14 protein-coding genes and 1 tRNA gene are annotated in these 14,088 nt (G+C 32.0%); 7 read left to right on the top strand and 8 right to left on the bottom strand.

What is annotated here, in order from left to right:
- Positions 1-3: 3 nt before the first annotated feature.
- From sufC to BUB65_RS04065, 4 genes are all read right to left on the bottom strand, one after another.
- Entirely contained in the window at positions 4-747 is a 744-nt protein-coding gene (sufC, locus tag BUB65_RS04080; protein ID WP_073072550.1) for a Fe-S cluster assembly ATPase SufC, read from the bottom strand.
- Positions 748-888: 141 nt separating this feature from the next.
- Positions 889-2,508: a chaperonin GroEL gene (gene groL, locus BUB65_RS04075; protein WP_073072548.1), complete on the bottom strand. Its 1,620-nt coding sequence runs from the start codon at positions 2,506-2,508 to the stop codon at positions 889-891.
- A 22-nt stretch (positions 2,509-2,530) separates the two neighbouring features.
- On the bottom strand, positions 2,531-2,803 hold the full coding sequence (gene groES / locus BUB65_RS04070) for a co-chaperone GroES (RefSeq protein ID WP_073072546.1): 273 nt from the start codon (positions 2,801-2,803) through the stop codon (positions 2,531-2,533).
- A 215-nt stretch (positions 2,804-3,018) separates the two neighbouring features.
- Positions 3,019-3,094 (bottom strand) — tRNA-Ala (locus BUB65_RS04065).
- Positions 3,095-3,193: 99 nt separating this feature from the next.
- Between BUB65_RS04065 and BUB65_RS04060 the strand changes: the two genes are divergently transcribed.
- The 6 genes from BUB65_RS04060 to BUB65_RS04035 all read left to right on the top strand — a co-directional run bounded on the left by BUB65_RS04060 (position 3,194) and on the right by BUB65_RS04035 (position 10,146).
- Positions 3,194-3,574, top strand: coding sequence for a ribonuclease III domain-containing protein (locus BUB65_RS04060; protein ID WP_073072543.1), 381 nt, complete (start codon positions 3,194-3,196; stop codon positions 3,572-3,574).
- Positions 3,571-5,298, top strand: coding sequence for a hypothetical protein (locus BUB65_RS04055; protein ID WP_073072542.1), 1,728 nt, complete (start codon positions 3,571-3,573; stop codon positions 5,296-5,298). Before BUB65_RS04060 ends, BUB65_RS04055 begins: the two co-directional genes overlap by 4 nt.
- Before the next feature lie 13 nt (positions 5,299-5,311).
- The gene (locus BUB65_RS04050; RefSeq protein WP_073072541.1) at positions 5,312-6,700 is read left to right on the top strand and encodes a TldD/PmbA family protein; all 1,389 of its coding nucleotides are present in this window, start codon (positions 5,312-5,314) and stop codon (positions 6,698-6,700) included.
- A complete protein-coding gene (locus tag BUB65_RS04045) occupies positions 6,697-8,007 on the top strand; it encodes a TldD/PmbA family protein (protein WP_073072540.1) in 1,311 nt (436 codons plus the stop codon). The genes BUB65_RS04050 and BUB65_RS04045 overlap by 4 nt, the downstream gene beginning before the upstream one ends.
- A 50-nt stretch (positions 8,008-8,057) precedes the next feature.
- The gene (locus BUB65_RS04040) at positions 8,058-9,005 is read left to right on the top strand and encodes a dipeptidase (protein WP_073072539.1); all 948 of its coding nucleotides are present in this window, start codon (positions 8,058-8,060) and stop codon (positions 9,003-9,005) included.
- A 73-nt stretch (positions 9,006-9,078) separates the two neighbouring features.
- Positions 9,079-10,146, top strand: a complete 1,068-nt coding sequence (locus tag BUB65_RS04035) for an alanine/ornithine racemase family PLP-dependent enzyme (RefSeq protein WP_073072537.1) — start codon at positions 9,079-9,081, stop codon at positions 10,144-10,146.
- A 32-nt stretch (positions 10,147-10,178) separates the two neighbouring features.
- Here the strand turns inward: BUB65_RS04035 and BUB65_RS04030 are convergent, their stop codons facing one another.
- The 3 genes from BUB65_RS04030 to rpsO all read right to left on the bottom strand — a co-directional run bounded on the left by BUB65_RS04030 (position 10,179) and on the right by rpsO (position 12,810).
- Positions 10,179-11,279 carry a site-specific integrase gene (locus BUB65_RS04030; protein ID WP_073072535.1) on the bottom strand — a complete coding sequence of 367 codons (1,101 nt, stop codon included), beginning with the start codon at positions 11,277-11,279 and terminating at the stop codon, positions 10,179-10,181.
- Between the two features lie 211 nt (positions 11,280-11,490).
- Positions 11,491-12,501, bottom strand: a complete 1,011-nt coding sequence (queA, locus tag BUB65_RS04025) for a tRNA preQ1(34) S-adenosylmethionine ribosyltransferase-isomerase QueA (RefSeq protein ID WP_073072533.1) — start codon at positions 12,499-12,501, stop codon at positions 11,491-11,493.
- Positions 12,502-12,555: 54 nt separating this feature from the next.
- Positions 12,556-12,810, bottom strand: a complete 255-nt coding sequence (gene rpsO, locus BUB65_RS04020; RefSeq protein ID WP_073072530.1) for a 30S ribosomal protein S15 — start codon at positions 12,808-12,810, stop codon at positions 12,556-12,558.
- 179 nt (positions 12,811-12,989) lie between these two features.
- On the opposite strand from rpsO, the gene BUB65_RS04015 reads away from it, so the two are divergent.
- Positions 12,990-13,781, top strand: coding sequence for an FTR1 family iron permease (locus BUB65_RS04015; RefSeq protein WP_073072528.1), 792 nt, complete (start codon positions 12,990-12,992; stop codon positions 13,779-13,781).
- Positions 13,782-13,862: 81 nt separating this feature from the next.
- Here BUB65_RS04015 and BUB65_RS04010 read toward each other — a convergent pair.
- Positions 13,863-14,088 (bottom strand): integrase core domain-containing protein (locus tag BUB65_RS04010; RefSeq protein ID WP_143606678.1); only part of this gene is annotated, 226 nt, incomplete at its 5' end.

Below are 14,088 nucleotides of genomic sequence, written 5' to 3'. Positions count from 1 at the left end.
TCATCACCCCTTAACAATTGTATAACCTTTTTCTTCAACTTCATTTGCAAGTTCTAAACCACCAGTCATCACAATTTTACCATCAATATATATATGAACTTTATCAACATCAAGATAATTTAATATTCTTTTGTAATGTGTAATTATAAGAACAGACGTTCCATTTTTTCTTATCTCTTTTATTTGTTCCGCCACAATTCTTAATGCATCAACGTCAAGTCCTGAATCAATTTCATCTAGTATCAAAAGTTTCGGTTTTAAAAAATAAGCTTGCAAAATTTCTGATTTCTTTTTTTCACCACCTGAAAAACCAAAATTTAAGAAACGATCAAGAAAATCTTCCGAAACTGCCAATTTTTCCACTCTATCTTTCAAAATATTATTTAATTCTGCAAATGACTCTTGATCTCCATGAAGCTTTCTATAAGCAGTAATTAAGAATGTACTAAATTTTATACCTTCTATTTCAAAAGGATTTTGAAAAGTCATAAAAATACCTTTTTTAGCCCTTTCATCAGTAGAAAGTTCTTTTATACTTTCACCTTCGAATATAATATCACCACTAGTAACCCTATATTTTGAATTCCCCATAATTACATTAGCTAACGTAGATTTTCCTGAACCATTCGGGCCCATAATAACATGGAGTTCATCTTTATCCATTTCAAGATTAACGCCTTTTAATATTTCCGTGTCATTTTCATTCAATACTGCGTGCAGATTATTTACTTGAAGTAATTTGGACATAATTCCGCCTCCTTAATTAGTTTATCCTAATTATAGTATATCATAATTATTTAAATTGTAAATATTTATTTTGTTAATCCAGTGTAAATAAAAAGAGGGCTGGCACGAGTACCAGCCCTCTTTATTAGTTTTTTACTTTAATTAATATTCTGGCATTTCTGGTGTTGGGGTATTATTTTTTGGTTCTGGTTTTTCAACAACAAGTACTTCTGTTGTTAAGAGCATTCCAGCAATTGAAGCGGCATTTTGAAGAGCGCTTCTTGTAACTTTTGCAGGATCAATTATTCCACGTTCAAACATGTTACAATATTCTCCACGTAATGCGTCAAATCCATATGCAGGTTCATCTTTTTCAAGAACTTTATGAATAATTATTGCACCTTCATAACCTGCATTTTTAGCAATTTGAATGATTGGAGCTGAAAGAGCTTCGTAAACAATTTTTGCACCAATTTTCTCGTCACCATCGAGTTCTTCAACAACTTTTTCTACTGCTTTTCTAGATCTAAGTAAAGTTATTCCTCCACCAGGAACAATTCCTTCTTCAACTGCTGCCCTAGTAGCACTAAGAGCATCTTCAATTCTATGTTTTTTCTCTTTTAATTCTGTTTCAGTTGCAGCACCAACTTTTATAACAGCTACTCCACCAGCTAATTTTGCCATTCTTTCTTGTAAAGTTTCTTTTTCGTATTCTGAAGTTGTTTGTTCAATTTGTGCTTTTATTTGAGAAATTCTCTTCTTAATTTCTTCTTGATCGCCGTGTCCACCAACAATTATTGTTTCATCTTTCTTAACCCTAACAACATCTGCTTTTCCAAGATCTGTAAGTTCTAACTTTTCAAGATCAATTCCTACCTCTTCACTTGCAACAATTCCACCAGTAAGAATTGCAATATCTTGAAGCATTGCCTTTCTCCTATCACCAAAACCAGGTGCTTTTACTGCTACAGTATTGAGTGTTCCTTTAAGTTTATTGAGAACAAGAGTTGTTAATGCTTCACCTTCAACATCTTCAGCAATAATTACTAATGGTTTTCCAGTTTGAGCTACTTTTTCAAGAATTGGAATAAGTGGTTTTATATTTGAAAGTTTTCTGTCAGTAATAAGAATGAATGGTTCATTGTAAACTACTTCCATCTTTTCAGGATCAGTTACAAAATATGGAGATATGTATCCTCTATCAAATTGCATACCTTCGGTAAATTCCACAAAAGTATCAATTGATTTGCTATCTTCAACAGTTATTACACCATCTTCTCCAACTTTTTCCATTGCTTCAGCAATTAACTTTCCAATTTCTTCACTGTTAGCGCTTATAGATGCTACATGAGCAATATCATCGGAACTTGTTAGTTTCTTAGAAATATTCTTGATTTCTTCAACAGCAACTTTTACTGCTTTTTCAATTCCTCTTTTTACAAGTATTGGATTTGCTCCTGCAGTAACATTTTTAATTCCTTCTTTAATCATAGCTTGTGCAAGAACTGTTGCTGTTGTTGTACCATCACCTGCTACATCATTTGTCTTACTTGCAACTTCCTTAACAAGTTGTGCTCCAAGATTTTCAAATTTATCTTCTAATTCAATTTCTTTTGCTATAGAAACACCATCGTTAGTAATTGTTGGACTACCCCATGATTTTTCAATAACTACATTCCTACCTTTGGGGCCCAATGTAATTTTCACTGCATCTGCTACCGCATCAACTCCTCTTTCAAGAGCTCTTCTTGCTTCTTCACTGAATCTTAACAACTTTGCCATATCGCGTCACCTCCTCGGTTTATTAGTCTTCAATTTTTGCTAATATGTCATCTAAATCAATAATAATGTAATCTTCATCTTCAATCTTTATTTCCGTACCCGAATATTTCGAGAATATAACTTTATCCCCAACGTTAATCTCAATATCTGAATCTTCTATGTTACCTACAGCAATAACTTCAGCCTTCATAGGTTTTTCCTTTGCGGTATCTGGAAGAACAATTCCACCTTCTGTTCTTTTTTCTTCCGTTATAGGTTTAATTAAGAGTCTTGAACCCAATGGTCTGACTTTCATAGTCGTACCCCCTTTCAAAATTTTTGTGTTATCACTCTTATTAATCGACTGCTAATTTAAGTTTACCAAAAATATCAAAAATGTGAAGCCCGAATATCTTTGATTATTAGTAATTAACAGATATTATACCTAAATAATACCGTATTTCTTTCGTTTTCTCAATCGTTTAACATGAGATATAAAAAAAGGAAGGGAGGTGTAACCTCCCTTCCTAATGGTGGAGCCGATGGGATTCGAACCCACTGCCTCTACCGTGCCATGGTAGCGCTCTCCCAATTGAGCTACGGCCCCTCTACACAGTTAAATTTATCATATTTTGAAAAAATAGTCAATATTAACACCAAAAAAAATTTTTAAGGTATAATTATAGTAAACTAGGAGGCGAGAAAGTTGAATATTTTTGAGAAAGTTCATCCAAATGTTGATATTAGAGAAATTCCAACTGATTCGTTAGCATATATTGGAGATGCTGTTTTTAACTTGTTCATAAAGTTAAGCTATTTTAAGAAAACCTCTGCTTATAACCTTCATAAAAACACCCACAGTATTGTTAATAGAAAAAACCAAGCAGAGATATTAGATGCTCTCCTTCCACTTTTAAACGAAGAGGAGTTATCATTTGTTAAAAGAGGAATAAACAGCAAAGGAGCAAGTAAATATGGAAACGATCCCGCTTATAGGAAAAGTACTGGGTTTGAAGTATTAGTTGGTTATTTATACTTAATTAACCAAGACAGATTATATAGTTTGTTAAAGGAGGTTTTAAAATGAATCGAACTGTTATTATTGATGGCTCAATTATTTATACGAATTTTAGTCAAATCATGGGACATAGAAAATTTGAAGAATTGATGAAAGAGTTTGTGAATCTGATTGTAGAAAAAAATAGCCCTCTTTTAAAAACTTTAAAACCTTTTCGTATAGGTAATGAAATCGATATAAAAAGATTAATTGAGTACCTTCATCTTTTATCAATGAGGAATATAAAAGACATAACAAACTTACTCGACTACGTAAATCCAGTAGAACTCGAAAAATTTATAGAAAGTTTCTACTCATTCTGGAGAAATAAACATAGATTTATGATCAGGTATGAAAAATATGTAGATGATTACAATAGAAGAGCTAGTTTAGAATATACAATGACAATGGTTGCAGATCAATTCAAAGCAGTAATTAAAAACATGTATAGACAATTAATTACAAATACCACAAATGAATTTCCAAAAGTGATGAGGCAACTTCCAAGTGGAGCCCAAGTAATGTTTTTATATGATTATATAAAATGCGAATGCTTTGATAACCAATTCTTAGGTAAAATTCCAACTATCTGGGGAGCAATTTTTGATCCACCAGCTATTTTTTATACCAAATCTAACAAAAGAAAGGGGATAATCCCAGTAGAATCTGATTCAATTATAGAAAAAATAAAGTTGTCCAAAAATGAATGGTTTAGAATTCCTATTTTGGTTGGAGATTTGTTGTTTTTTAATATCGTACATAAAGAATATTTGGCTCACGGCGCTGGCCTTGCTAATTTGTTTGAAATTGCTTCACCAAAAATTATTAGAATGAAAAAACCCGATGGTATTGTTATATTCGGAGTAAATCCTAAATTAATACCTGGGTTCAAGTTCAACACAAAATGGAAAAATGCTGTAGTTTTTAAAGATTCAATAAATGATATATATGTTGGAATAATTCCGGATTTTGATGAAAACGATTATTTCGGCTATATGAAGAAAACCACATTAACCGTTCATAATCTAATTAAAATTGACAGAAACAAACTCCCTATTCATGGTTCAATGGCAAAAATTACTCTAAAATCGGGAAAAAGTGCTGTCGCAATGTTTGTAGGTGATAGTGGAGCAGGAAAAAGTGAAACATTAGATGCTTTAAATAGACTTGATGAAGTCGCAGAAGTTAACATAATAATTGATGACATGGGTAGTCTAGATATTTTGGACGGAAAAGTTGTAGCATATGGAACAGAAACTGGCGCTTTTGTAAGGCTTGATGATCTTCCACCAGGATATGCGTATCATACGATGGACAGAAGTATATTTATGAATCCGGATAGAATAAATGCAAGAGTTATTGTTCCATTTAATAATTATAAAGACATTATCCAGCCTACACCCATTGACTACTTTTTGTATGCAAACAATTATACAGAAGTAAAAAATGACAGTGAAAGAATTGTATTTTTCAAAACTCCACAAGAAGCTTTAGAGGTTTTTTCCGAAGGAAAACGGATGGCTAAAGGTACAACTTCTGAAGTAGGCATTACCACCTCCTATTTTGCTAATCCATTTGGAGCAGTACAAATGAAAGAAAAACATCATAAGATTGCAAAAATATTTATTGAAAAAATGTTTGAAACTGGTGTAAAAGTCGGTGAAATAAGGACTATGCTTGGAATTGAAGGTTATGAAAAAGACGGAACTTTATTAGCTGCAAAAGCTCTATTAAGATTAATCGAAAAAAACTGAAAGGAGTGATAGAGTGCTTGATAGGAGTATTATTCACGATGTTATTGGAACTGTACTTAAATTTGGAGGAGATTTTGCAGAAGTTTTTGTTGAAAAAAAATATGAAAGCAAATTCGAATTAAAAGACGGAAAATTGGAAAATGCAAGCACTGGCACAATTGTCGGCGTAGGCATAAGAGGATTTTTGAACAACAAAGCTATATATGCATATACTAACGTTCTTGAAAGGGAAAATTTGCTTTCAGTTGCAAAAAGAGTGGGTGAAGCCCTCGGTGAAAGCAAATTAAATGATATTGTACTTGATTTCGATGATAAAAAATTAAAAAACAAGCATATTGTTTATTTTTATCCAAAAGATGTTGAAAAAAATAAAAAAGTAGAAGTAATGAAAAGAGCATATTATTCAGCTAAGAACTTTTCAAAACTAATCAAGCAAGTTGCAATTATGTACTGGGACTATGATCAAGAAATATTAGTTACCAATTCTGAAGGTGTATGGGCCGAAGATAGAAGAATTAGAACAAGGCTAATGATAAGTGCTATAGCAGAGCACAATGGAAATATGGAAAGAGGATTTTACGGTCCAGGTGCAGGAATGGGTTTTGAATTCTTTGATAGATTAAACGTTGAAGATGCAGCAAAAAGGGCTGCAAGAATCGCAGTTAGAATGGTAGATGCTGAACCAGCACCTGCAGGGAAAATGCCTGTTGTAATTTCCAATGAATTTGGTGGTGTCATCTTTCATGAAGCTGTAGGACACGCTTTAGAAGCGACAGCAGTTGCAAAAGGCGCATCTGTTTTTGCAGGAAAATTAGGTCAAAAAGTTGCTGCTGAATGTGTTTCGGCAGTTGACGATGCAACAATTCCAAATGCTTGGGGTTCAGCAAATATTGATGATGAAGGAACTCCTACACAAAGAAATCTGCTAATTGATAAAGGTATATTAGTTGGATATTTGATCGATAAACTCGGTGGAAGAAGAATGGGAATGAAAAGTACAGGAAGTGGGAGAAGACAAGATTACACATTTGCACCTACATCAAGAATGAGTAACACATTTATCCTTCCTGGAGATTACTATCCTGAAGAAATAATCGCTGCAACAGAATATGGCCTTTATGCAAAAACTATGGGAGGTGGTTCGGTAATTCCCGGTACTGGTGAATTTAATTTTGCAGTAATGGAAGCCTATCTAATAGAAAATGGAAGAATAACTAAACCAGTAAAAGGAGCAACTTTAATAGGAAAAGGATATGAAATAATACAAAAAATCGACATGGTGGGAAACGATATAGATAGAGGTCAAGGAATGTGTGGTTCAGTTTCTGGTTCCATTCCTGCAGACGTAGGACAACCTACCATAAGAGTTTCTGAAATAACTGTTGGGGGGCGAAATAAATGACATACAATGAATTCAAAGAAAAAATTTTCACTCTTTCAAAAAAAGAAGGGTTCGAAGCTCAAATAGAATTTAACGACGAACGTGAATTTTCAATAAGATATGCAAATGATGACATTGATCAATACACTGACGCATCTAAATTTTTTGTTGTTTTAAAAGTCCTAAAAAATGGAAAAATTGGAAAATCTACAACTGAAACTTTAGAAAATCCTGAAGAAACATTTTACGAAGCAGTAAGCAATTGGAAAATAATTGATAGTGAAGACGAAAATTTCTTTTATGATGGTAAAGGAAATTATTTAAAAATACAAACCTACTCAGGAAAATTTGAAAAACTTACTGTTAAAGAAAAAATTGAGTTCGTAAAAAAACTTTATGCATCAGCAAAATGTGACAAAAAGATAGTTATGGTTCCTTACGCCCTTTTTCAACATTTTACATTCACCAAAAAACTCTCTAACACATTAGGACTTGACTTAGAAACTAAATCCGATGGAGCATATAGTTTCGCAATGGCAATATCTCAAGATAGTAGTAATCATTCTGGTTTTTGGATGAAAGTTGGAAAAAATCCTGAAGATTTAGATCCAGAAGAAATAGGGAAAAAAGCTTGTAATGAAGCTCTATCACTTTTGGGAGCTAAAACTGTTAAAAGCGGAAAATACAGAGTCATTATCAGAAACACTGCCTTTGACAGTATGCTAGGGCTTTTTAAATCAATGATTTCTGCTGAGAATGTTCAAAAAAATATGTCACCTTTGAAAGGAAAATTAAATAAAAAGATTTCAAACGATGTGCTAACCATTATAGATACTCCGTATCATCCCCTAAGCATTACAAATAGATCTTTTGATGATGAGGGAGTTCCTACAAAAGAAAAAGCTATAATTGAGAATGGTGTTTTGAAAACTTTTCTTCACAATTTAAAAACTGCTAAAAAGGATAAAGTTGAACCCACAGGAAACGCAATTGGACGGACAGGAATCGGACCAATTAACCTTATGGTACAACCTGGAAATAGCTCGTTCGACGACCTTGTTAAAAAACTTGATAACGGACTAATTATAACAAGTGTAGATGGTATGCATTCGGGAGCAAACCCTATATCAGGTGATTTTTCTCTTGGAGCTAGGGGATACAAAGTTGATAACGGTAAAATCATTGGAGCGGTAGAACAAATAACCATCTCAGGGAATTTCCTTGAACTTATTAAAAAAATCGAAGATGTTGGTAATGATATTCTCGTAACTCTAGGGACTATAACGCCGAGTGTTTTAATAGAAGAAATAGATATTGCCGGAAAATAAGAAGGTGGGAATGTCCCACCTTTTTTATTTTTACTAAAAGGAGTGATGACATGGTAATAATTGATGGTCATTTTGACCTCCTTCCTCTTGTTTTCGAGCGCAGAAGAAAAGGTGAAAGTAATATCATCAAAAAGTATTTTCTAAATGATATAAAAGAGGGTGGTGTAAATATAATTGTTTCCTCCCTTTACATCATGAATGAATATATTCCCGAAATGTCACTTAGAATTGCACTTGATCAAATTAGTTCACTTTACTATGAAATTGAAGAAAATGAAAATAAATATATTTTATGCAAAAATTATGAAGATGTAAAATACGCAATTGATAATAACTTATTGGGAATTATGCTTTCATTCGAAGGTTCAGAACCAATTTATGAAGATATTTATCTATTAAGAATTTTTTTTAATTTGGGAGTACGTTTTTTAGGCTTAACATGGAATAGAAGAACTTATGTTGCCGATGGTATAGAAACAAACTCAAATGGAGGACTTACAAATTTCGGCAAGAAAGTCGTCAAAGAAGCCCAAAAACTTGGAATGTTAATTGATGTAAGTCATTTAAATGAAACCGGATTCTGGGATGTTTTGAAACTTTCAAACAGGCCAGTAATTGCTTCACATTCAAATGCAAGAAAAATTTATGATTCTCCACGTAACTTAACTGATGAACAAATCAAAGCTATTGCTCAAACTGGGGGAATAATAGGTATAAATGCTAACGGAATGTTCGTGACTGAGAAAGAAGAAGAAAATAATGAAATTGGTCTTTCAAAACATATAGAGCATATTTCTAAACTAGTTGGTGTTGAATACATAGCATTGGGTCTTGATTTTTGTGATGCATTTAGAAATTCTCCTAAGGATTCTTTATCAGGTTATAGATCTCTCTTCAAGCTTCGCGAAATCCTTATTAAGAAAGGTTTCTCACCAAAAGAAATTGAAATGATTTTCGGAGGAAATTACATAAACCTTTATAAAAACTTTTTAAATTAATTTTTTTGATATATTTACAAAAAATTATTTTTCAATTAAAATACTTATAGAACATACTCAAGGAGGCGATTATGTGTCCTACCCCCGATTAATAATAGATTTAGAAAAAATTTACCAAAATGCTTTAACATTACAAAATTTATGTGGAAAAAATAATATTGAACTTGTAGGAGTCACAAAACTCGTTCTTGGAGATCCAAAAATTGCTTGGGTATTAAAAAAAGCAGGTATAAAAATTTTGGGAGATTCAAGACTTTCAAATATCAAAAGAATGGTTCAAAATAATATCCCCGGCCCTTTTCAATTACTCAGAATCCCTATGCTTTCAGAAATTGAAGAAGTAGTTAACTATGTTGATGAAATATTGGTGTCAGAAGAAGAAACCGTGCTTAAAGTTGAAGAGGTTGCAAAAAAATATGATAAAAATATTCAAATTATATATATGATAGATGTTGGAGATTTAAGAGAAGGAATTTGGTATGAAGAAGCCCCGGAAAAGATTTTAAATTTATCTAAAAGATTGTCGACTGTTACCATTAGAGGAATTGGAACAAATCTTGGATGTTTCGGAGGAGTTCTTCCTACAAAAGAAAATATGAATATACTGGTAAAGATTAAAAAATATCTTGAAAAAAAATTAGGTAAAAAGTTGATAGTTTCTGGTGGTAATACAGTTGCCTTAAAATTAGTTGAATCTGGTGAACTACCGAGTGAAATCAATCAGTTCAGAATTGGGGAAGCACTTTTACTAGGAACTGATGCAACTGGACATCGGGAAATTTCCTACCTTTCACAAGATACTGTTATCTTAGAAGCTGAAATTATCGAAATTGATTATAAACCATCGATTCCTGTAGGAAAAATTGGGAGAGATTCGATGGGAAGAATTCCACACTTTGAAGACAAAGGCTGGAGAAAACGATTGATCCTTGCTATGGGTGAACAAGATATCGATCCTACTGGATTAAAACCTTTTGATAAAGAGCTTGAAATACTTCACGCTTCTAGTGATCATACAATTGTAGATATTACAAATTCTTCACAACAATATAAGCTTGGAGACATTGTAAAATTCCGCATGTCATATGGATGCGCACTCCGAGCTTTTACAAGCCCTTATATTGAAAAAATCTATAAATAAAACCTCCCATAGACGTGGGAGGTTTTCATACATCAAATTTCTGGATATTCGTAAAATGCTACTCTCAATCTTCCAACCAAAAAGATAAAGTAGTTTTCACCTTTTCTCCTTTTAACTTCATAACCAAGTTTTTCAATAAAACTTTGCCATTCATCAAGTTTCCTAACAACAAAAATTGTATTAAGCCTAGAAAATTTTTCCCCTCTTTTGATATAAGCTGTTCTGGAAACGATATAAGCGTTTTCAACTTTTCTAACTGGTATAGCTAATTTACTGAAAAATTCTAAAATTGGATTTAAATCTTCAACCACTTCTACCGATAAAATAGTTCTCAAATCTCCTCTTTCGGCAATATATCTTGCTATATCTTCTATTGTTTTTGTAGAATTATATTTAAAAAGATCCATGACATATGGAAGCGAAGGTTGCGAAATTACCTGCCTACCAACAGCGACATTTCTCAAAATTTCAACTGACAAGGGCTTTGAGAAACTTATCTCGACTTTTTTTTGCAAACCTCTTAACATTAAAGCTAAATAGGAGGGTTTTACAGGTTTACCCTCAGAAGTTGAAATCAAATAAACATCTTTTCCTTCATACTTCTTCAACCATTCATTTATAGGAGGAACAATTTGATAAGTTATAATATTAGTTCCTTTAACAAATAACTTGTCACCCTGAATATCTGTACCCTTTAAATTAACAATTTCTCCAGATTTCAAGCCAATAATACCTGCAAGTCCCACAAGTAAAACATACTTTTCGTTACCTCTTTTAGCCATTTTTTCTGCTTCCTCATACAATTTCCAGAAATCCAAAATAGAAATCATTTCGTAATCTGCTTTTTTGTAAGGCACTTTTAAATCTTCTACAACTTCAGAAAAAATCAAAGGATAAAATCTTTGCAGAAATGAACGCAATGGAACAAAATATTGTCTCCATGCAGTATGTTTATAACTACTTCTTATCTTATCAAGCCATCTTTTCACGTTATTAACTGTAACTTCACCATCTACAAAATCTAAAAAGGATTCAACCATTGATATATAATTTTTTTTAGTATTCTCAGAGATGTTTTGAACGTTTAAATATTCTATAAACTTTTTTAGGTCATCATTATTAACCTTTTTCATTACAACACCTCCATTTTTATTTATCACTGTTATCATTATAACATATTTACTTATATTTAACATGTGACTTACTCGTTTCAAAAGTTACAGTTAATATTGTTTTTTTTCTAAATTGTAACATTTAAATAAGTTTCTTTATTCATTTTAAAATATAGATTAATTAACTTTTAAAGATATAATTTGTTTTACTAAATATTCTAAATTGTAAAATTTAATAAATAAAACAAGCATCACCAAATGAAAAAAATCTGTATTTTTCTTGCACAGCAATTTTATATGCTTCTAATATAAATTCTCTACCCGCAAATGCTGAAACCAACATTAATAATGTCGATTTTGGAAGATGAAAATTTGTTATAATTGCGTCGGTTAATCTAAATTCAAACGGTGGATAAATAAAAATATCTGTTTTTCCATGATAATGTTCTTGCTCAGGAAGCCTAGCTATTGTTTCGAGAGTTCTCACACTAGTAGTACCAACCGCAATAATTCTTCCTTTATTTTTTTTAAATTCTTTTATCTTTTTTACCGTTTCTTTTGGCACATAATAAGTTTCTGAATGCATTTTATGATTTTCAATATTTTCCACTTTAACAGGTCTAAAAGTTCCAAGTCCAACATGCAACACTACATCAGCAAACACAACTCCTTTACTTTTTAATTTTTGCAATAATCCCTTAGTAAAGTGCAATCCTGCCGTGGGAGCAGCTACTGAACCAATTTCTTTTGAATATACTGTTTGGTATCTCTCAAAAGAAATATTCTCATTTTTTATATAATGAGGAAAAGGTGCCTTACCATATTTAAAAATATCTTCTTCATTATCAGTATTAAATTCTATAATTCTTGAACCTTCTTCACCCCAACCTCTACAAATTGCTTCTAAATCTTCACCAAAAATTATTTTAGTACCCTTTTTAACTTTACTACCAGGTTTCACCAACGCTTCCCAAATTCCCTTATCAATCTTTTCTAAAAGGAGGAGCTCTATTTTTGCACCCGTTATTTTTCTACCGTATAACCGTGCCGGAATTACCTTAGTTACATTTCTAATCAAAAGGTCACCTTCACCCAAATAATTTATGATATCCCTAAATATTTTGTGCTCTATAACTCTTTTTTCTCTATTCAAAACCATTAATCTGGAAGAATCCCTTGGTTCAATTGGTTTTTGAGCAATTAATTCTTCAGGTAACAAATAATCAAAATCTTTTATATTCAATCTTTTATGTCCCTCCTTAAAAATTTGGGGAGGTTTTAAAACCTCCCCCGTTAATTATTTTCTTAATCCTAGTTTCTGAATTACTGTTTTGTAAGCTTCTGGATTCTTGTTTCTTAAATATTTCAAAATCTTTCTTCTTCTACCAACTAATTTCATAAGTCCTCTTCTAGAATGAAAATCCTTTGGATGCTTTTTTAGATGTTCTGTCAAGTGCCTAATTCTAGCAGTTAAAAGGGCAATTTGAACTTCTGTGCTTCCCGTGTCACCTTCATGAATTTGAAATTCTTTAATGATTTCTTTTTTGTCCATCTTTTCTACACCTCCACAATTTATTCCCTCTACCAAGTAGGGGCTTCGCCCACAACCGAGTAGGGGTCAATAATATATTAACCTAAAAACTTTTTTTAGTCAATAGCTTGACTAAAATTTCATCTATGAGATAATAATATTGCAACTGAGTCTCAATAACATTTTGGGGAGGTGAATCTATGGCAGTATTTTTGATCACTTTTAGAGAAACGCTTGAAGCAGCACTCATAGTTGGTATACTTTTTGCATTTCTCAATAAAAATAAGGCAAATAAATTCAAAAAGAACGTATGGTTTGGTGTATTTTCTGGTATTATCCTGAGTTTAATTTTCGGCTTCTTTTTCAAACTTCTTAATGAAAACCTCGGTGATCGTGCTTCTGAAATATTTGAAGGATTTGTTGCACTTATTGGTGCTTTACTTATTTCTAGCCTTATTCTTTGGATTAACACAAAGGAAAATTTCATTTTGAATATAACCAACCAATTAAAGAAAAATTTTAATACTAAAAACTTTTCTTTAATTCTTATGCTCGTAACTTTAGTAAATATATTACGTGAAGGAGTCGAAACAGTAATTTTTCTTGCGGCAATTCCAGGTGATAACTCATTGGATATAGTATTTGGCTTTACAGGAATTTTATTTGCTATTTTCATAGGCTATTCTTTTTATAAAGGTATATTGAAAATTAATATTTCAACTTTTTTCAAAATAACAAACATTCTTTTAATCTTATTCGCCTCGGGTTTAATCGCATATGGTATTCATGAACTTCAAGAAGCATATATCATACCAATAATAATTGAACATATCTATGATATTAACTCTTTTATAAATGAAAATGGACCTTTAGGAAGCATTTTGAAAGGATTATTCGGATACAATGGTAATCCTTCTCTTATTGAAACAATCGCATACTGGACATATCTCATCCCTACAATGTATCTAACCCTTAAAAAAAATAATTCCTAACATTAATAAAGAAATAAGCCCCTATTTATGGACTTACCCCCGGAAGTGGGACAAATAAAAAAAAATCAATTTATTAATTTTTCAAACAGCATGGCTTCGGTACTCCACCGGAGCCATGTTGTTTAGTCTTTTTTGATACCTCTCTTCATTGTAAAATCTTATATATTCTGATATCAACCTCTTGTATTCTTCTTTTGTTTTTTCCACATGTATCTTTACCAATTCTTCTTTAAAATGACTAAAGAAGCTTTCTACAGGTCCATTGTCTTGTGGTATTCCCTTTCTTGACATGCTTTGAATTATTCCC

It is taken from the genome of Thermosipho atlanticus DSM 15807 (assembly GCF_900129985.1).
GTDB classification, from domain to species: domain Bacteria; phylum Thermotogota; class Thermotogae; order Thermotogales; family Fervidobacteriaceae; genus Thermosipho_A; species Thermosipho_A atlanticus.
The sequence above is the reverse complement of the archived record's forward strand: the minus strand, read 5'-3'. Positions and strand labels throughout refer to the sequence as shown.